At 43.9% G+C, this 20,932-nt stretch carries 9 protein-coding genes and 2 pseudogenes; 4 read left to right on the forward strand and 7 right to left on the reverse strand.

What is annotated here, in order from left to right; all coding sequences use genetic code 11:
- Positions 1–91: 91 nt before the first annotated feature.
- Positions 92–397: pseudogene (locus V7K36_RS22505) on the forward strand (ISKra4 family transposase); the annotation flags it as partial.
- Positions 398–642: 245 nt separating this feature from the next.
- Here V7K36_RS22505 and V7K36_RS22510 read toward each other — a convergent pair.
- The 6 genes from V7K36_RS22510 to V7K36_RS22535 form a co-directional block, all read right to left on the reverse strand.
- The gene (locus V7K36_RS22510; protein ID WP_335119450.1) at positions 643–1,821 is read right to left on the reverse strand and encodes a calcium-binding protein; all 1,179 of its coding nucleotides are present in this window, start codon (positions 1,819–1,821) and stop codon (positions 643–645) included.
- A 1,063-nt stretch (positions 1,822–2,884) separates the two neighbouring features.
- Complete coding sequence (locus V7K36_RS22515) at positions 2,885–5,164, reverse strand: cation:proton antiporter domain-containing protein (RefSeq protein WP_335119452.1); 2,280 nt, start codon at positions 5,162–5,164, stop codon at positions 2,885–2,887.
- A gap of 715 nt (positions 5,165–5,879) precedes the next feature.
- Positions 5,880–6,008 carry a hypothetical protein gene (locus V7K36_RS22520; protein ID WP_335119455.1) on the reverse strand — a complete coding sequence of 43 codons (129 nt, stop codon included), beginning with the start codon at positions 6,006–6,008 and terminating at the stop codon, positions 5,880–5,882.
- Entirely contained in the window at positions 6,008–11,920 is a 5,913-nt protein-coding gene (locus tag V7K36_RS22525; RefSeq protein WP_335119458.1) for a trifunctional serine/threonine-protein kinase/ATP-binding protein/sensor histidine kinase, read from the reverse strand. Before V7K36_RS22525 ends, V7K36_RS22520 begins: the two co-directional genes overlap by 1 nt.
- 201 nt (positions 11,921–12,121) lie before the next feature.
- On the reverse strand, positions 12,122–12,313 hold the full coding sequence (locus tag V7K36_RS22530; RefSeq protein WP_335119460.1) for a hypothetical protein: 192 nt from the start codon (positions 12,311–12,313) through the stop codon (positions 12,122–12,124).
- A 707-nt stretch (positions 12,314–13,020) separates the two neighbouring features.
- Complete coding sequence (locus V7K36_RS22535; protein ID WP_335119467.1) at positions 13,021–13,998, reverse strand: SDR family NAD(P)-dependent oxidoreductase; 978 nt, start codon at positions 13,996–13,998, stop codon at positions 13,021–13,023.
- Positions 13,999–14,479: 481 nt separating this feature from the next.
- On the opposite strand from V7K36_RS22535, the gene V7K36_RS22540 reads away from it, so the two are divergent.
- From V7K36_RS22540 to yhdJ, 3 genes and pseudogenes are all read left to right on the forward strand, one after another.
- Positions 14,480–14,941 (forward strand): tetratricopeptide repeat protein, encoded by a 462-nt coding sequence (locus V7K36_RS22540; RefSeq protein WP_335119462.1) that lies wholly within the window; start codon positions 14,480–14,482, stop codon positions 14,939–14,941.
- A gap of 12 nt (positions 14,942–14,953) precedes the next feature.
- Positions 14,954–15,073 (forward strand): annotated as a pseudogene (locus V7K36_RS34255) (hypothetical protein); the annotation flags it as partial.
- A 196-nt stretch (positions 15,074–15,269) separates the two neighbouring features.
- Positions 15,270–16,106 (forward strand): adenine-specific DNA-methyltransferase, encoded by an 837-nt coding sequence (yhdJ, locus tag V7K36_RS22545; RefSeq protein WP_335119463.1) that lies wholly within the window; start codon positions 15,270–15,272, stop codon positions 16,104–16,106.
- Positions 16,107–16,255: 149 nt separating this feature from the next.
- On the opposite strand, the gene V7K36_RS22550 is transcribed toward yhdJ, so the two are convergent.
- Positions 16,256–20,932: HAMP domain-containing protein (locus V7K36_RS22550; RefSeq protein WP_335119465.1), on the reverse strand; the 4,677-nt coding region annotated here is incomplete at its 5' end.

Consider the following 20,932-nt stretch of genomic DNA (forward strand, 5'->3'; position numbering starts at 1 on the left):
CGAATCCGCAAAAAACTAGCGCAGTTTGATTGTTTACGAGATGCCATTGAGCACGTCTTACATTTTACGTCCTAAGTACCTTGGCGGTTGCTATAACTGCTATTTAAACGCAGGTTTTCCCATCGCCACAGGAGTCATTGAAGGTGCTTGCCGTCACTTGGTTAAAGACAGGATGGATATTACTGGCGCGAGGTGGAGCCTAAGAGGTGCGGAAGCAGTTTTACGTCTTCGTTCCCTCCATATTAGTGGTGATTGGGATGAATATTGGCGCTTCCATTTACGGCTTGAATATGAGCGTAATCATCTACCGTTGTATTTTGCTGGTGTTCCTTTGATGAAGCGGGTAACTCAAGCTTGCTGCCCTCTTACTCCACCATCACTCCCAATGCTTATCTAACTTCATTCTTCCTCTTTTTAAAAGAGCCGCACCCAAATGAAAACCTAATTTATGGAAATTTCTAGTAATTGTATTGAATAATCGAATGCAAGGTGCTTACAAAAGCACCTTGCATTCCGCACCGTTTACTGATGGAAAAACGTTAATTACAGCAGAATTCAAGTATTTGAACCACATCTGTCGTAGGGGCACAGCAATGCTGTGCCCTTACTGCGTGGTCTATTTACCTGAAAATAGCTGTAAGATTAAACAACCACAAAATTGTTGTTAGTTAATGACAATCCAGCAGATAGTTGTGCAAATTTTACCTGAGTAAAACTAGACGCACTGCCATCTTGGTCAAAGTACAGTCCACCTGTAATATTGTCATAAATAAATCGTTGATTGCTTGTTGTAGCAGATGTTCCGAGGGTAAACTGGTTTTTCTGAAGTGAACCTATTGATAACCCACCACCAAAACCAGCAGCCGATACCTGAATCAATTCATTAGTGGCCTTGAAGTCATAAAGACGATCAATCCCTTGATTGTAACTCTTGAAAGCAAAGGTATCAGTCCCAGCTCCTCCATAGAGGGTATCATTACCAAGACCACCTATGAGGATATCATTGCCATTGCCACCTGTGAGGATATCATTGCCATTGCCACCATCAAGGGTGTTATTACCAGTGGCAGCAGTGGCAAAGAGAGAATCATTGCCATCGCCACCAGAGAGTAGGTTATTGCCTGTTGAACCGCTAGCACTTAAGGTATCGTTACCTGCACCACCGTTGAGGGTGTTCTTGCCAGAGGAGCGAGAGTCGTATGTGGTAGAGACGTTGCGGGGGTCGTGTTCGTCTCCGGGAGTGTAGCTGTAGTAGCCAGAGATGGAGATATAATCATTGCCATCGCCACCATTGAGCAGGTTATTGCCTATTGAACCGCCAGCACTCAAGGTATCGTTACCAGCGCCACCGTTGAGGGTATTATTGCCAGATGAGCGAGAGTCCTGAAAGTCATAGTCATTTCCTTTGTAGTAGCCAGAGATGGAGAGAGAATCATTGCCATCCTCCCCAGAAAGCAAGTTATTGCCTTTTGAACCGCCAGCACTCAAGTTATCATTACCTGCGCCACCGCTGAGGGTGTTATTGCCAGACGAGCGAGAGTCGTATTCGTCGTCTGGGTATGTGAAGCTGTAGTAGCCAGAGACTGAGAGAGAATCATTGCCATCATCTCCAGAGAGCAGATTCTTGCCTGTTGAACTGTTAGCGCTCAAGTAATCGTCACCAATACCACCATAGAGGGTATTATTCCCTGTACCACCAATCAGAGTATCATTCCCTGCACCACCTCGCAGGAAGTCGTTGCCACTCTTACCGTCGATTTTGTCTGCACCGTTACTACCCAGTAGGGTATCATTACCATTAGTGCCAACGATATTTGCCATAACTTTTACCTACCTAAATAAATTTTTTCAGTAACTTCATCAACTCGCTGTTAGTGCTGTTTTATAGCACAAATAACCTGGGAAAAGTTAACTTTTTCGGCATACTTTCATATCAAAACTTTTCGCTCCGTCGGAAAATGTCTTTAATTTTGAATTATTAAGTCCTCCTTGTGGGCTATTGCCCGTCGGTGTTTAGCTGGAAAATAGGTAACATCTAAATAACCCCACAATAATTAATTACATCCTAATTTACTTAGATGTCTATATTTGAAGAAACATCTTTGCATATTCTTCACATTATTTACTGATAAATGTATCTAAAAGTACTGATCTTTGTATAATCTTCATATTTTTCTAGTTGAGAAGGAATAGAGAAAGCAGTAGGCAAATACTCGCAGGAGCGATAAAAATATATATTTTCCTTTTTGATGGCAGCGATGCCTGGGGTGGTAACAGAGGATCAAAATTACGAACGCAGACATGACCAGACTGAGCCAAGAACACTTGCATTGATCAATTAATCTCAATATCCTTGGAGGCACCACTTCCAAATTACAGGTATTTTCAGATTAAATAGACCACGCGGTAAGGGCACAGCATTGCTGTGCCCCTACGACAGATGTGGTTCAAATACTTGAATTATGCTGTAATTAGGACTTATATCATGTCCGCTTGATTGCTTATTAAACCCGAAGAACCCCACCCCGACAAAGCTACACTTTGTCTCCCCTCCTGAAGAGCGGGGAGGGGATTAAGGGGAGCCAGCGCTCAGAGGGGTCTTCCCAAGTGGAGCATCTGGCGTATGGGGTGCAATGACTATAGGAATCACAACTAATTACCCGGACATGATATTACGCAGGAGTTACGGAATAACGAACCGCAGAGGAGCCAGTGCGTTGCGTATTTTACCACGGCAGTCACTCATGGGAGAAACCCCCTGTTCCCTCGCTGCCTAAGAGTTGTAGCAACTAGCGCGACACAGAGAAATCAGAGTTTCAGAGATATTTTGCGTAAGTCCTATTAATCTTAATAATCCGATAACAGCCGACTCCTTTCATAGTTGTTATGTACTATTTTTTTCGATGTGACAGTTGAAGGTGCCGAATGTGAGTTCTAGTTGACTCAGACCTGTCAAGCCACCACATAATAATACTTGGTCGCTAACTCGCAAGTCCATGCCGCCATCAGGATAGCGGATAAACTTACCATCTCGCCGGATCGCCTGTACCTGTACTCCAAATTGTTTGCCGATATCTAAATCTGCAAGAGTTTTACCTAGCGTTGGCGCATCTGCATTAACTGTAATCCACTGGCAAGCACTATTTTCTCCGGGAACAGCAGCTTGTCCTTTGGCGAATTCTGCCAAAGCTGCTAGTTCTTCATCTGCTCCCACTACCAGCAAGCGATCGCCATCTTCCAATTTGGTTTTATTATTGGGATAATCGATTTCATCCCCGTTAACGCGGCGAATTGCCATCAAACTCGCTCCTGTTAAGTAGCGCATATCTGCTTCTTCTATACTCATCCCAATTAGGGGCGAAGCAGATGGTAAAGCATACCAGCGCTGATTTAAATCGCGGGTTGCTTGGCGCAAATCATGAGCAACTTCAGTAGCAGAACGCTCTGGGCGCAATTCTAAATAATGATCGTTGCGGATTTGCTGCATTTCCCGTTGGACGTCAGATCGCAATAACAAACCTAAGCCAGTTAATAAATAGGTTGCCATTTCTAAGCTAGCTTCAAACTCTGGTTGCACAACTTCTCTGGCTCCCAATTGATACAGCACCTCAATATTTTTATCCTGGGTAGCACGGACAACCAAATCTAATTCTGGGCGCAATTCCAAAGCGCGTTTTAAGCAAAGACGAGTACTCATGGGGTCTGGAAGTGCGATCGCCATTCCTTTGGCATGATTCACCCCGGCGGTTTCCAGAACGTGTAAACTCACGCAATTGCCATAGACATAAGACACTCCAGCTTCACGCAACTGCTGAATTCTACTTTCTGATTGGTCGATTACTACCACAGGTAGGTCGTGTTGCAGCAACAATTTCACCAAATTTTTGCCGACTCGCCCATAGCCGCAAACTACCACATGGTCTTTGAAGGGCAAATCTTCTGATACATCCCGCGCCTCTTGTTCTTCTAAATATGGTTTCAACCAGGGCATTGATTCGGCAAAGTTAAATAAAAATGGCACTAACCGCAGGACAAAAGGAGTAAGCATCAGTGTGACTGCGGTGGTTCCCAAAATTAATAAGTATATTTGTCGGGACACCAGCCCCAAAGACTGCCCTTCACTAGCGAGAACAAAGGAAAATTCCCCAATTTGCGCCAGTCCCAAACCGGCGATGATGGCTGTTTTCAAAGGGTAGCGGAACAGTTTCACTAGGGGGGTGATAATCAAAAATTTACCGACGAAAACTAGTGCCACCAACCCTAAAATCAATTCTAGGTTGTTCCACAAAAACACTGGGTCAATTAACATCCCAATGGCGGCAAAAAACAAACTGGCAAAGATATCTCGCAGTGGTTCCACATAAGTCAGGGTTTGATCGGCGTATTCCACCTCAGAAATCATCAAACCCGCGACAAATGCCCCCATTTCAATCGACAGTCCCAAATGCTCTGTCAGCAAGGCAATGCCCAAACATAGAGCTACAACCCCTAATAAAAATAGTTCTTTGCTTTCGGTACTGGCTAACAGTCGCAACAAAGGCGGTATCAGCCAAATCCCCGCAGCTACTGCACCAGCAGCAAATAAACCAATCAAAGCTAGGGCTGTTAGCACGGCGATGCCAATAGTTTCTGCTGGTTGGTTGAGGGCTGGTAAGACTGCTAACATCAGTCCCAGTGCCAAGTCCTGTACTACCAAAATCCCCAGCATGACTTGCCCGTGAGGCGTTTCTGTTTCGTTGTCCTCCATCAAGCACTTAAGGACAACGGCTGTGGAAGACAAGGACAGAATACACCCCAAAAACATCCCCTTAGCAGGTAAAGTTCCCCAGACTCCGGTTAAGCCGCATACCACAACTGTTACCAAAATCGTCAAAGCAATCTGAAGTCCACCTCCACCAAGAGCGATCGCTTTTACCTTCTTGAGTTCCGCAAAGGAAAATTCTACACCCAATGCGAATAACAAAAAGGCGACCCCGAACTGTGCCAGAGTCTCTACTTGAATAACTTCTTTAATCAGTCCCAGTCCGGCTGGCCCAATGATCATCCCACCAATCAGATATCCTAGCAGCACGGGTTGTCGCAAAAGTGCCGCCAACAGTCCGCCGCAGGCTGCAACACCTAAAACTAAAACTAAATCAACAATTAACCTAAAATCTTCTTCCACCAGTTTTAAAAGAACTATTAAGACCTATTAATTCAGCATACAAAGTTTTATGAACTCAAACCGCTTGTTTAGTGAAGGTGAGACAAAATTTGCATATTGGGTATGGAGGCAAGTGGAGTTTTTATGGTTGTTCACAAGTATCAAAGGTGGGTGAATCGAGCAAAAAGACTCGTTCCTATAATGTCCGAGCCATTAAGCATAATATCCCCAAGCCTACCCCGCCTGGCTACGGTGTACACATATAGTCCTAGTAAACTACGAAACCTAAAGCCCGAACACAGCCTACTTACAGCTATTTTCAGGTAAATAGACCACGCGGTAGGGGCACAGCAATGCTCATAAGTGTCAACTTAAGCTCAAACCCCTTTAAAACCTCGTTTCCAGCCAGAGGCTGGAAATGCTTTTTCATTACGGCTCTACCGCAAATCTTGAGGCGGCAGCCCCCCATAGGCCAATACGGTTTAGTTAGAGCCAAAAACCAAACCCTGCAAAATGTTGGGTTTCGTTCCTCAACCCAACCTACAATTATCCTTAACTGAACTGTATTGCCCCATAGGCATTCCCAGTCGGAGACTGGGAACGAGGAACGAGGAAATTTATTAAAGCTTTGTCTAGACTGGTTTTTACGTTAACTTGACACCAATGAGCAATGCTGTGCCCTTACGACAGATGTGGTTCATATACTTGAATTCTGCTGTAAAAATGCGTAATGACTTCATTTGTCAAGCACAATTGATCGCAACACTAGGTTTGGCGATCGCCATTTCAATAAATAGTGATTTTTGTCGGTTCGGGCATACTGTCGGGGGTTGATCTTCAACCAGACTTTGTGTAGTTTGAGCATCACTGTTTTTGAGTAGAGATTTGAATGACAAACTCTGTACCCTGTTCAAGTTCTGAAGTGCAGGAGAGTGAACCGCCATGTGCTTCTACTACAATTTGCCGAGCGATCGCTAATCCCAATCCAGTGCCTTTTCCTACAGGCTTAGTGGTGAACAAATGGTCAAATACTTGTTGCTTGACCTCCGGTGACATCCCCACCCCGTTATCAGCAATCTTAATCAAAATGTGCTGACCTGAGTCTGCTACACGGGTTTCAATGGTGATGCAATTGGGATTGGCGAGAATGGCTGACAAAGTCCGCTCTGTATTGTATTGTTCAAGTGCATCAATGGCATTTGCTAACAAGTTCATAAACACCTGATTAAGTTGTCCAGCAAAGCATTCCACTAGGGGTAGTTTGCCATAATTCTTCACCACCTCAATTGCCGGACGGTTTTCGTTAGCTTTTAAACGGTGTCTGAGAATTAGAATAGTGCTGTCAATGCCTTCGTGAATATCAAAGGGAACTTTATAATCCTTATCTGCTCTGGAGAAGGTTCGCAGACTAATGCTGATACCGCGGATACGGTTAACACCCAGTTTCATCGATTCCAGCAATTTCGGCAAATCTTCGCGTAAATAATTCAGGTCGATAGCATCAATTTCATCTTGAATATCTGAGCCGGGATTAGGAAAGTTTTCTTGATAAAGGTTAATTAGTCCAAACAAGTCTTTAACATAATCTTTGGCTGGTTCAATGTTGCCGGCAATAAAGCCAATAGGATTGTTGATTTCATGGGCAACACCTGCCACTAGATTACCAAGGGCAGACATTTTTTCACCTTGCACCAATTGCAATTGCATCATTTGGAGTTCTTGCAACGCTTGTTCTAATTGTTGCTTTTGCTGTTGCAGCAATTGTTGTGCTTGCTGGCGTTCGGTGATATCTTCAGACGTGCCAAGGATACCAAAAACGTTTCCTTCTCGATCTTTGAGCGGAATTTTGTTTGTATTCGACCAGATTTGTTTTCCATCTGCTTGCTGCAATGTTTCGATAATATTGAGTTCACCTTGTCCAGACTCCATGATGCGGCGATCGCATTCTACATAGGAAGCTGATTCCTCACCAGTCCAAGAAAGGTCGTAGTCTATTTTACCAATAATATTTTCTGGTAGTCCTACACCCGAAGCTTGAGCAAAGTTATGGTTACAACCTAAATAAACACTATTGCGGTCTTTCCAGAAAACAGACTGGGGGATATTGTCGATAATTAACCGCAAGTATTGTTCCGTCTGTCCCAGGTTTTCTAAAGTATCTTGTGCTTGCTGATAAAGTTGGGCGTTTTCTAGGGAGATTGCAGCTTGAGTGCATAACAGATTCAGAATTTCGACGCGATCGCTGGTAAACGCCCCAGTAGTAAAATTGTTTTCTAAATACAAAATCCCCAACAGTTTGCCTTGATACAGAATCGGCGTACACAGCAAGCTTTTGGGTTGCTGACGAATTATGTAGGGGTCAGCTATCAGCGCTGGATGCACTGTTGGATCAAGGATGATGGTAGTTTGCAAGTTGCGTTTGACGGTGTAAATTAAGCTATGGGGAATGTCTGCGCTATCTTCCACAGCAATGGACTGTAACACGGTTGATTGTTGCCCAACTTGAGCGATCGCTTCAACTACCAATTTACCTTTTTTAAGCAGTAGTAACGCACACTTGTCGGCTCCAGCATTTTCAATTACCACTTGTAGCAGCTTCGTAAGTAATTTCTCCAGTTCGATTTCACTGGAGATAGTCTGAAATGCTTTGAGAACTGTTGCTAAATCTAGCATTACTGATGTATTGCTGCTAGATGTTACTGATTTATTAATGCTTGCGTGCAAGGTAGCAATGCTGTCAATATTTGTGATTCTCTGACTAGGTGTGAGTGGCGATACTCTTTCAGAGTCACTTCGTGAACGCGTCTGTTGTAAAATCGGAGCTAGTAATTGTGGATAACGCTGTTCTAGATCATCGACTTTGGCTTTAGCGCCCCAGCGTGTGTAACAATAGTAAGCATTAATCAAATACTCTTGGGCAATGCGTTCTTTGCCCCATTCTAAATAAAACTTGGCTGCGAGTTCATTGGCGAGAGCTTCTTCGTTGAGGTATTCGTTTTCTTTGGCTTTAGCAATGGCGCGATCGTAATACTCAATTGCCTCTGCTTTCGCCCCCAAGACTCGACATTTTTCTGCGACAACTAAAGCATGGCGGTGAGCCTGATTGCTGGGTGCATGAGCTGCCCAGATGCTGAGTTTTTCTTGATGGGCTGTCACCCGCTCGATAATGCTGGTTTGGTCTGTCTCACTGGCATTTGGATAAACCGCTAATCGAACCAATGCATCGTAGAAATAGAAGATAGGAACCAGCACTAGTCCCGTGACTGCACCCAAATATGGTTCTGCCAGTTTTGCGTTTTGTAACGCTTGTTCATAGTGTTGGAACAGGTAACAGAGGAGCAGTTTATTGAAATAAACCTGATATAGTCCTGCTCCCTGATTCGTTTTGAGGAAAAGCTGAATTATTTCATCCTCATAGCAGTATTCGCCAAGCAATCGCTCAGGTTCAGCCGCAACCTCCAACAGATTGATTACAACCTGATGATAAATACTTTGTGTGTGGAGACAACTATCCTGGCGCAATTGCTGAATAACCTTGCGATGAGCTTCTGTCGTTTGTTTTAAGGCAGATAGTTCCTGACCACTCCAGTAAGCTGTGTCGCAATAACACATCAGGCTGAGAGCGACATACTCAATGTCACCGGTTTCTAGCCCACTGGAGTAAGCTTGCAAATATCCTTCCAGGGTATATTTTGCAGGTTCTTGCCAATGTCTGAGGAAACAGTTAAAGGCAAAAATGGTTTTAGCGGTTAACTTGGGGGCATGGATACGTTGCAGGAGATTCACCCCCAATTGCCCAAACCGATAGCCTGCGTCAATATCTCCTAATATGGCAACCAAGGTCAACCCGTACATCACATAGCCATGAGTCGATTCTGGAGCATTGCCGTATTCTACTGATAAATCGAACTCGGCAAAGATCACCAGGGGCAACAGGTCTGGGGCAGCTTGATAGGCAGCAGAAATAATGCTGGATAAAATAACCATTGCCGCTTTTTTGTCCGGTGCGGTCATTTGTGGTAATTTCAGCAAAGATTCGATTGACCTACCATTGAGCAAGGTTTGGGTGTGCCGCAGTGCCTGCTTGATGTCTGTTTGGGTGGGTCGTTCCGGCAAATTCACTCCCAGATGCTTTAGCATTTTCCGTGCTAGTTGCAAGGCTTCTAGCTGCTGATGTTGTGCCATGCAAGCCTGGATTTTAATGTTGTAGATATTTACCCGATCTAGCCAGGATTGGGCATGATTCAGCACAACCTCAGCTAACTGTTCCATCTGTTCAAAATGGGTGCAGAGGTAAGCTGATTCTGTTGCTCCTTCATACAAGATGAGGGCGAGATTGTATTGGCTGTGCCAGCAGTTATCTGTTAACACAGAAATACCTATGTTGAAATAGTCTAAAGCTGCTGCGTAAGCTGTTGCACTCTTGGCTTTACGCCCAGCCGCCAAGTTTAACTGCACGAGTTCCTGTTGCTCCTGCTGGTCACTAATCAAAGCGGCCCCTTGATTGAGGTGGTTGACGATCGCAAAAATTTTCTCGTCTCGTTCATTTGCGGTGGTGGCTTGTTGCAGCAAACGTCCAATTTGCAGGTGAGTAAATTGCTTTTGATTGTCAGGAATTAGTGAATAGGCAGCTTGCTGAATGCGATCATGGAGAAATTTGTAACAACAGGAGTCAGGAGAATTGTATTGCTGAAATTCGGAATTCGGAATTCGGAATTCTGACTCTTCTTGATAGAATTTGTAGACCTCATTGGTAGGGATAATCAACCCATCCTGCACAGCTTTCCAAAAGTCTGCGGCTGTTTCCACCTGAGATTTTTCATGGACGATCGCTAATGTCGCTAAATCAAATTGGTTGCCCACACAAGCCGCTAATTTCAAAACTTCTTGAGTTTCTGTTGACAACTTCTGAAGTTGAATTGCCATGAACTCTACTACATCATCAGTCAGAGCGAGGGATCGCACTTGAGTAATATCACATTCCCAATAACCACCTTCAAAATTAAATGTAATTAGTTGATCTTGATGTAGCGCTTTGAGAAACTGGGTGCTGAAGAAAGGATTGCCTTTGGTTTTGCTCAATACTAACTCTGTTAACGGTGCAGCTAATGTTAGGGAGCAACTCAATGTATCTGCAACTAAATGATTGACGGATGTTTGATCAAGGGGAGCTAAGGTAATCGTATTGACTGTAGCATCTAACTTCTGAATCTCTTCCAAAGTCAGCATCAATGGATGTGCTGGGTTGACTTCGTTATCGCGGTAAGCACCAATTAACAGTAGATAGCCGATGTCAGCTTCGCTCATTAACAAGTGCATTAACTTTAAAGAAGCGGAATCTGCCCATTGCAGATCATCAATGAAGATCACCAATGGATGTTCTCTTGTCGTGAAGACTTGAGTGAACTTCAAAAACAGTAAATTGAAGCGATTTTGTGCCGCACTACCAGAGAGTTTCGGCGCAGGAGGCTGTTTACCAATCATACTTTCCAGTTCTGGAATCACCTCAATCATCACTTGTCCGTTTTCACCCAAAGCAGAGAGAATTTTGCACTTCCACTGCTCAAATTGGGCGTCAGTTTCACTCAGCAGTTGTCCGATTAAATCTCGAAAGGCTTGCACAAAGGCAGAGAAAGGAATGTTGCGCCCAAATTGGTCAAATTTACCTTTAATGAAATAACCCCGTCGTCGCACAATTGGCTTGTGAACTTCGTTAACCACAGCAGTTTTGCCAATCCCGGAGAAGCCTGCTACCATCATAATTTCAGTGCTTCCCTGACTGACTTCTTCAAAGGCATCCAGTAAGCTTTTGACTTCGGCTTGGCGACCGTAAAGCTTTTCTGGGATGATGAAGCGATCGCAAATATCCCGCTCACCTAATTTAAAGGATTTAATCGAGCCTATTTCCGGCAATTGAGACAAACATTTTTCTAAATCAAATTTCAGCCCTAATGCACTCTGATAGCGGTCTTCAGCATTTTTCGCCATCAATTTCATCACAATGTCACAAAGAACTTCGGGAATCTCCTCATTTTTGAATTTTGAATTTTGAATTTTGAATTGATCTGGTTGCTTGGCAATATGACAGTGAACTAACTCCATCGGATCATTAGACTGAAAGGGTAAGTGTCCAGCCAGAAATTCATACAAGGTAACGCCGAGGGAATAATAATCACTGCGATAGTCAATTCCGCGATTCATCCGCCCGGTTTGTTCAGGGGAAAGGTAGGCGAGAGTACCTTCTAAGACATTAGGACTGTGAACTTCCTGGGTTTCTTTGGGTAAAAGAGAGGCAATGCTAAAGTCAATCAACTTGACTAGCTTAGTTTCCGGGTTAATCAGGATGTTGGCAGGCTTGATGTCTTTGTGGATAACCCGATAGCGATAGAGTCCGTCAAGAATATTGCTCAGAGCGATCGCAATTTCTAAGAACTCTGTCAAAGTATATTCCTTACCCCCTATTTTTTCGTTCATCCAATCTTTGAGGGAAATGCCGCCAAAATCTTCCATCACCATAGCATAGCTGTTGCGGTAAGGTTCCAGACTGTAGGGACGAACAATGCCAGATAGGTCAATATTTTTAGCGATAGTGTACTGATTGCGGAATAGCACCAGTTCGTTGAAGCTGGGATACTCCTGCTGGAGCAGTTTAATTACGACTGGAAGTTGATCAGCCTCTCGAATTGCACGGTAAACTAAGGTTCTAGAGCCTGCATAAAGTTGTTCGCTAATTCGATAGTTCAAAAGCTTGCCCATCGGCTCAACTACTGTATTCATACTCGATCAACTCTTGCTAAATCAGCTATTTCTTAAAAGTAGTTTGCCCAAAAATCAGCTTTTTCTAACTTATAGGACTTATATCATGTCCGCTTGATTGCTTATTAAACTCGAAGGACCCCACCCCGCAGGCGGGGTGGGGTTGGGGCTTTCAAGGGCAGGTTTTTTTTAGAGAACTCCACAAAAAAGATGATCCAATAGCTATGCTGGTTTAGCAAAAATTTCCACAAAACATTTTTTGAGATTGGGGAGGCGGTTAATCCGTGTTTCAATTTCTTCTTTGACCACGGAAGCCATGAATTGTCGTCGGTCGCTTCCCTTGAGGTTTTTGGCTGTTTTGATGTAAAGAGATTTTAGGTTCTCGGTGAGTTGAATGATAGATTTTAGAGACATGAGGTAGGCTGCACACTGAAATTATCTTTCTGTAATCATAGGATCAATCATTCTGTGGAGTTCTCTTAGGCAGAAGAGAAGTGGATCTGAGTAGTCCAAGGTTCAGGGGAAAAGTGACCAAAAGGAAGAGGTTGATCCAATAGCAAAGCAACGATTAGTTTGATGAAGCCACGACGAAAACAACTCATATCATCTCCGCCAGATTACCCATAATAAAAGAACCCCTCCCCGCCGGCGGGGAACTCAGTACCCCCTCTGGGGATTAGGGGCAGGGAGACAAAACGCAGATTTGGCGGGGTGGGGTTCTTCGGGTTTAATAAGTAATCAAGCGGACATGATATCAGAAGGCGTGTGGGTTGGAAAGCAGGTGGTAACTTACGTGCCAGATGATTGAACGCAGCTAAAAGACTCATTAGACTTGTCCTGAAATTTATAACCCAGTCTGTACAAGGGTTTTCAAGCCTGCCTATATGTCTTCAATCAACGGAGCAATAAGTGTTTGACATAGTTGATAATAGTTTAGATATAAAAAATAGAATTTTCAAATTTTGAACTTCAACAAGATTTATTATGCTGTGAAATACCCAAAACCTATATAATGCAGGTTTTAGAATTTATAAAGATAAAATTTTATATCCTATTTTTAGGCTAATTTAATTTTAGGACGGGTTTATTAATTAATATCCCTGCCCAATGTCCCATGCCCATCAAATCTTAGGCGAGCTAAGGGCACTCAGTAGTAGTAGTGACCACGGCACTTTAATATCGGGTATGAGCCATGAGTACTTTCTCAGTACAGGTAATGCAGTCGGCAGCACAAAACGCAGAGAACGTAGCGATGCGGGACAATCGCCATTTTCATCGACAATTCCATATTTATTAGCTAGTTCGGCAACAATCTGCACACGTCCTGTACGGCGCATAATATTTGGCTCACAAGCAAGTGCAGCAATCACCCGTCCAGTTAATAAGGGAGTTTCCCAGTTGTAGCGATCGCCCAGAAATAAGTTATTCTTTTCAGTAGCATTAGTTTGATCCATTTCATCAGCAAAACGGGAAAAAAGCTCAGTACCAACAATACCTGGCCAAATTGAAACAGAAGCGACATTATGGGGTTTGAGTTCAACAGCTATATCAGCTGCTAGGCGATCGCAAGCTGCTTTACCAACACCGTATGCTGTATTAAAGATATAAGACATACTACCCCACGAGGAAATGGTGCAAATTAGTCCAGAGTTCCGCTTGGTCATCATTCGGGCAGCAAAAACACTCGCAATATAGTGGCTACGAAGACCAACGTTGTTGCTTGCATCCCAAAGACTTAGTTCACAATCCCAAAAAGGTTGCCCATAGGCGTTTTTTACTGCCTGAACTCCTGAGTAAACATTATTCACCAATAGGTCGAGTTGTCCATCCTGCTCATCTTGAATACGCTCAAACAGTAAACGCACTTGCTCATCGTCGCTGTGGTCTACTTGGACGGGAATGCATAGACCACCGACTTCCTCTATAACTGATTGGGTTTCACTAAGACTCCCTGAAATCGCATTACTGGAAGAGTTGTTGAGACTGCGGCCTGTGATGTATACAGTTGCACCAGCTTCAGCCAAGCCAATAGCAATTCCTCTACCAATTCCCCGCGTAGCACCTGTTACCAATGCCACTCTACCTTCAAGGTGTTTGATCATAATTCGTAATTCGTAATGACGCTCGCGGACTCGCTACCGCTACGCTAACGTAATTCGTAATTGAATAGGCAATACTGCTCGGTTAGGGAAATAAAGTAGGCTGAAACCCTTGAAATATCGTTGTCTATAATGCCCAAAAGAGGCTTAACCGAGCAGTAATTTAAAAGCAAAGGGAAGGCAGCGCAGAGGCACGCAGAGAATTCGCTACGAATTAATGAAATGCTGTACTTAGCGATCGCTCATACTAGATGGTAGACACCTTCGACCATAGGAGCCGTCTATCGTCTATATTAGTACAATAACTGATGAGTTTTGGTATAATTTCGATATCTAAACCCCGTCCATTTTGAAACCCGTAGTTTTTCAGCAGAATGCTATGATTCGGTCGTAGCCGGAGTTATAAGCTTTACCTAATCACAAAAAAACTATGGTTTTCAAGGTAGATGCGGTTTCAGAAAAACTCTATATATTATGAAGTATGAGCTATGTTATTCAAGGTGATGCTTTTCTATTTGCAGGACGCTATTCAGAAGCAGTTGATGCCTATGATAAAGCTATTCAAATCCAGCCCTCAAATTTTGAAGCTTGGATTGGAAAAGGCAAGGCATTAAGACAATTAAAAAAATATGAAGCGGCTCTAGACATTTATAATCAAGCGATTGAGATTCGGTCTGACGATGCGAATGCCTGGAATGGTAAGGGTAATACTCTTAATCAGTTAGATCGATATCAAGAAGCCTTAAATTGTTATGAAAAATCGATTCAGATTCAGCCAAATTACTATGATCCCTGGGTTAATAGAATCTTTCCGCTCTATACGCTGGGGCGGCATGAAGAAGCTGAAGCTTCTATCAATAAAGCGATAGAACTTGCACCTGACAAGCCACAGGCTTACACAAATAAAGCGTTTCATTACGCGACACTAAAAAATGCAGATTAAGCAGTTGAAAATCTCCGAAAAGCTATAAGCTTAGACCCCTCAAGCGTAACTAAAGATATGTTGTCCAGTCCTTTTTTAGACCAAATTCGAGATGATGAGGGGTTTAAACAATTAATTCAAGAGTATGCATAGTCCAATACACTTGGGTTAAGGATAGTTGTAGGTTGGGTTGAACATTCGTGTTAACCAACAAACCACGAAAAATGTTGGGTTTCGTTCCTCAACCCAACCTACGCAGATTAAGGCTTTTGGTGCTAACCCAAGCGTATTGATGCATAGTCAGGATATTAAGGCTATTTCCGCACAACTTATTTTCAGATAAATGGTCATGTTTGAACGATATGAAGAGGAGGAACATAGTATATTTCATGGCGACGCCCTACATATTTTGTCTAGTGAAATTTCCTCTGAATCTGTAGATATTATTTTTATCGATCCTCCCTACAACATCGGAAAACAGTTTTCAAATTTCTACGACAAATGGGAGTCTGAGGAGGAGTATGCGAATTGGGCATACAAATTGCTTGATGAATGTATTCGGATATTGAAGCCAAATGGAACCCTATATGTGATGACAAGCACTCAAGCGATGCCATACTTTGACCTTTACTTAAGGCAGAAAATGGTAATTCTAAGCCGAATTGTATGGCATTACGATAGTTCTGGAGTTCAAGCAACAAAATACTTCGGCTCAATGTATGAGCCAATACTTTACTGTGTTAAAGACAAAAGCAATTATATTTTCAATTCAGGTGATATTAAAATAGAAGCAAAAACAGGCGCACAGAGGAAGTTGATTGATTACAGAAAACCTGTTCCAAGCCAATACAATACAGAAAAAGTACCTGGTAATGTATGGTATTTCTCTCGTGTGAGATATCGAATGGAAGAATATGAAAATCATCCCTCACAAAAACCCGAATCATTGCTAGAGAGAATTATTCTTGCAAGTAGTGATCAGGGTAGTCTTGTGCTTGATCCATTCGCAGGAACTTTTACATCTGCTGCTGTGGCCAAACGCTTAGGGCGGATTTCTATTAGTATAGAATCTCAAGAAGAATATCTGAAAATTGGTCTTAGACGTGTTCTCGGATGGAAAGAATACAAAGGAGAAAAGTTATTATCTCCGCAAAAGAACAATACTAGAAAAAATAAAAACTGCTAATATCATATCCGCTTGATTGCTTATTAAACCCGAAGAACCCCACCCCGCCAAAGCTATGCTTTGTCTCCCCTCCCCGCAAGCGGGGAGGGGTTGGGGTTCTTTTATTATGGGTAATCTAGCGGACATGATATAACACGTCTCTACAGACTTTAGCGATATAGCCAAACACGCAAGAGTGAAAGCAATTGTTCGGTATCTACGGGTTTGGTGATGTAGTCTGATGCGCCTGCTTCAAGACACTTCTCGCGATCGCCTTGCATGGCTTTAGCGGTCAGTGCAATAATCGGCAAGGATTTAAATTGCTCGTTTTGGCGGATTACGCGTGTTGTTTCGTAACCATCCATTTCTGGCATCATTACGTCCATCAAAACGACATCAATATCTGGTGTAGTTTCCAACAGGGTAATCCCCTCTCTGCCATTTTCAGCATATAAAACCTGTATTTGATAACACTCCAACATACTGGTAAGGGCGAAGATATTACGCATATCGTCGTCTACAATTAGCGCTTTTTTGCCAGTGAGTAAGTAGTCTTGTGAATGCAGTTGTTCGAGTATTTCTCGTTTGGGTGCAGGTAAATTTGCTTGGACTCGGTGTAAAAATAATGCTGTTTCATCGAGGAGACGTTCGGGCGATCGCACATCTTTAATGATGATTGTTTCGGCAATCCGTCTGAGTTCGGTTTCTTGAGCTTTGCTAATTTCTCTACCGGTGTAGACAATAATTGGTAAAGTTTTGCCGTGAGGTAAAAGCTTTATCTGCTCGATCAGTTCAAACCCAGTCATGTCAGGTAGCCCTAAATCGAGAACGAGGCAATCAAAATGCTGGGCGCGAATAGCTTCTAGCGCTTCTGCACCCGTAGCAACAGCAGTGGTAGAAACATCACTGTTGCCAATCAACTGGACAATACTCAGCCGTTGAGTGTCGTCGTCTTCGACTACTAACAAATTTTTCACTTGGCGCTCAACAAAACCTTTAATTTTGGTCAACGCCTCAGATATTGTCTCGCTGGTTAAAGGTTTTTGCAGATATGCGATCGCACCTAGTTGCAAACTGCGTTGTCTCCCTTCCTCAACTGTCATAATATGTACAGGAATGTGACGGATATTTGGGTCATGTTTCAGACGATCCAATACCGTCCAACCATCCATTTCTGGCAACCTGATATCTAGCAAAATGGCTGAAGGCAAGAATTGCTGCGCTAGCATCAAACCTGTAGTCCCGGTTTGGGCCGTTATTACCTTGAATCCGTGCTGTTGCGCCATATTTAGAAGGATACGCGCAAAATTAACGTCATCCTCAACAATTAGTAATACGCGATCGCCTCTTTCAATAGTAGTGCGATCGTCATTTATCAGTGCTGAGTGCTGAGTGGGGAGTGGGGAGTGGGGAGTGGGGAGTGGTGAGTGGGGAGTGGGGAGTGGTTTTGATGTAGACTCAGGACTCAGCAATCGTGACTCAGCACTCAATTGTGGGAAGTAGAATGTAAAGGTGCTACCTTGACCAGGTTGACTGATTAGTTTAATTTCGCCGCCAAAGAGACGGGCGATTTCGCGGCTAATTGATAAACCCAATCCGGTGCCGCCATATCTCCGACTGGTAGAGCCATCGGCTTGCTGAAATGCTTCAAAAATCACTTTCTGCTTGTCGGGGGCAATGCCAATGCCTGTATCGCTGACTGAGAAGGCAATCACCATCTGGGCGCGATTCAAGGTTTTCTGGTCATTGCTCCACCCTTGGTTTGCCACCGCAATCCGTAAGCGTACCTCGCCTTGCTCTGTAAATTTAAAAGCGTTGGAGAGGAGATTTTTCAACACTTGTTGTAAGCGTTTAACATCTGTATAGATGGTAAGTGGCAATTCGGGAGTAAATTCAATTGCGAAGGCAAGTCCTTTGCTCTGAGCGATTTCTCGAAAGGTGCGCTCAGTCTGGTCGCCCAACTCTGTCAATGGCATTTGGGTCATCTCAATTGACATTGTTCCAGATTCAATTTTAGCGAGATCCAGTATGTCATTGATTAACGTCAACAAATCAGTACCGGCTGAGTAAATTGTCTGGCTGTATTCGACTTGCTTTGCGGTGAGGTTGCGATCAATGTTATCTGTCAACAGCTTCGCCAAAATCAACAAGCTGTTTAGCGGTGTCCGCAGTTCATGGGACATATTGGCGAGAAATTCTGATTTGTATTTTGAGGAGAGGGCGAGTTGTTCAGCCTTGTCTTCTAAAGACAGTCTTGCTTGTTCAATTTCCCGATTTTTGCGCTCGACTTCTTTCTTCTGCATAGCTAGCAACTCTGCCTTTTCTTCTAATTCGGCGTTGGTTTGTTGCAGTTCCTCTTGTTGTCCTTTGAGTAAGTCCTCGGAAGTTTTGAGTGATTGCGCTTGTTGTTCTAAACGCTTGTTGGTTTCCCGGAGTTCGCTTTGCTGGGTTTGGAGTTCTTCAGCCAAAGATTGCGACTGCTTGAGTAATTCTTCAGTTCGCATCGATGCGGCGATCGTGTTCAGGACGATCGCTATACTTTCGGTTAGTTGGTCGAAGAATGTCAAATGAATTTCGCTAAAGCGGCGGAAGGAAGCTAATTCAATTACTGCTGTCACTTGTCCTTCAAAAAGCACAGGTAACACTACGGCATTAAGTGGAGACGCTTCTCCTAAACCAGAGGCAATTCTGACATAATCACTTGGTACATCCGTCAACAGTATTCGCTCTTTTTCTAAAGCGCATTGTCCCACCAAGCCTTCACCCAAGTGGAAACGGTTAGCCAAATGTCTGCGTTCGCGGTAAGCGTAGCTACTAATTAGTTTCAAATACGGTGTATTTTCCCCATACTCCATCAGGAAGAATACGCCGTGTTGCGCTCCTACCAAGGGTGCTAGTTCTGAGAGAATTAGTTTAGATACAGTTTCCAAGTCTCGCTGCCCTTGGAGCATTCGGGTAAACTTGGCTAAGTTAGTTTTCAACCAATCTTGTTCGGTGTTTTTCTGCGTTGTCTCCCGCAAGTTGGCAATCATCTGGTTAATGTTGTCTTTAAGTATCGCTACTTCCCCTAGTGTTTCGACGGCAATTGAACGAGTTAAATCGCCCTTTGTTACAGCTGTAGCAACTTCTGCGATCGCTCGCAACTGGGTGGTAAGTGTAGCAGCGAGTTCGTTCACATTATCTGTCAAATCTTTCCAAGTTCCAGCCGCCCCAGGTACTCTCGCTTGTCCGCCCAATTTACCTTCGATTCCCACTTCTCGCGCCACGGTGGTTACTTGATTGGCAAAGGTCGCTAGGGTATCAATCATCTCGTTGATTGTCTCTGCCAAGGTTTCAATTTCTCCCTTGGCATCTAACATCAGTTTTCGTTTCAAGTCACCGTTAGCAACTGCCGTGACAACTCTGGCGATACCGCGCACTTGTGCCGTTAAGTTCCCCGCCATTGAGTTCACGTTATCTGTTAAATCTTTCCAAGTCCCTGCAACACCTTGAACTTGTGCTTGTCCGCCCAACTTCCCTTCCGTTCCCACTTCCCGCGCCACCCGCGTTACTTCACTTGCAAAGGAACTAAGTTGATCCACCATTGTGTTGGTGGTATTCTTCAAGTCTAAAATTTCACCTCTGGCATCGACGGTAATTTTCTTGGAAAGGTCGCCGTTAGCTACCGCCTTGGTAACTTCCGCAATGTTGCGAACTTGTCCGGTGAGGTTCTCCGCCATCGAATTCACGTTGTCCGTCAAATCTTTCCAAGTGCCTGCAACTCCTCTGACGTAGGCTTGCACACCAAGTTTACCTTCCGTTCCCACCTCACGGGCAACCCTGGTAACTTCTGATGCAAAAGAATTAAGCTGATCCACCATTGTGTTAATGGTGTTTTTGAGTTCCTGAATTTCGCCTTTCACATCGACAGTGATTTTCTTCGAGAGGTCGCCGTTTGCTACCGCCGTGGTAACTTCGGCAATGTTCCGCACCTGTGCCGTCAAACTTCCCGCCATGAAGTTTACACTGTCAGTTAAATCTTTCCAAGTGCCTGCTACACCTTTAACTTCAGCTTGTACGCCCAACTTACCTTCAGTTCCCACCTCCCGCGCCACCCGCGTCACTTCACTTGCAAAGGAATTTAGTTGATCTACCATCGTGTTGACGGTGTTTTTCAACTCTAAAATTTCACCTTTGACATCAACGGAGATTTTCTTAGATAAGTCGCCATTAGCTACGGCTGTGGTGACGGCGGCAATGTTTCGCACCTGTGCGGTTAAGCTTCCCGCCATGAAGTTTACGCTATCAGTTAAATCTTTCCAAGTGCCAGCGACGCCACGCACATCTGCTTGCACACCCAGTTTACCCTCGCTTCCCACCTCACGCGCCACCCTTGTGACTTCCGATGCAAAGGAGTTGAGTTGATCCACCATTATATTGATGGTATTTTTAAGTTCCAAAATTTCGCCTTTAACACCAACAGTAATTTTCTTAGAAAGATCACCATTTGCGATCGCAGTTGTAACTTCGGCGATGTTTCGCACCTGTGCCGTTAAACTTCCCGCCATGAAGTTTACGCTGTCGGTTAAATCTTTCCAAGTACCAGCAACGTCTTTCACCTCTGCTTGTACACCCAATTTCCCTTCAGTTCCCACTTCTCGCGCTACCCGCGTTACTTCCGATGCAAAGGAACTGAGTTGATCCACCATTGTGTTAATTGTGTTTTTGAGTTCCAGAATTTCACCTTTAACATCGACGGTGATTTTCTTAGAAAGGTCGCCTGTTGCCACAGCAGTAGTCACTTCGGCAATATTCCGCACCTGTGCCGTCAAGCTTCCCGCCATGAAATTCACGCTGTCAGTCAAGTC

This window comes from Nostoc sp., assembly GCF_036919555.1.
Taxonomy (GTDB): Bacteria; Cyanobacteriota; Cyanobacteriia; order Cyanobacteriales; family Nostocaceae; genus Nostoc.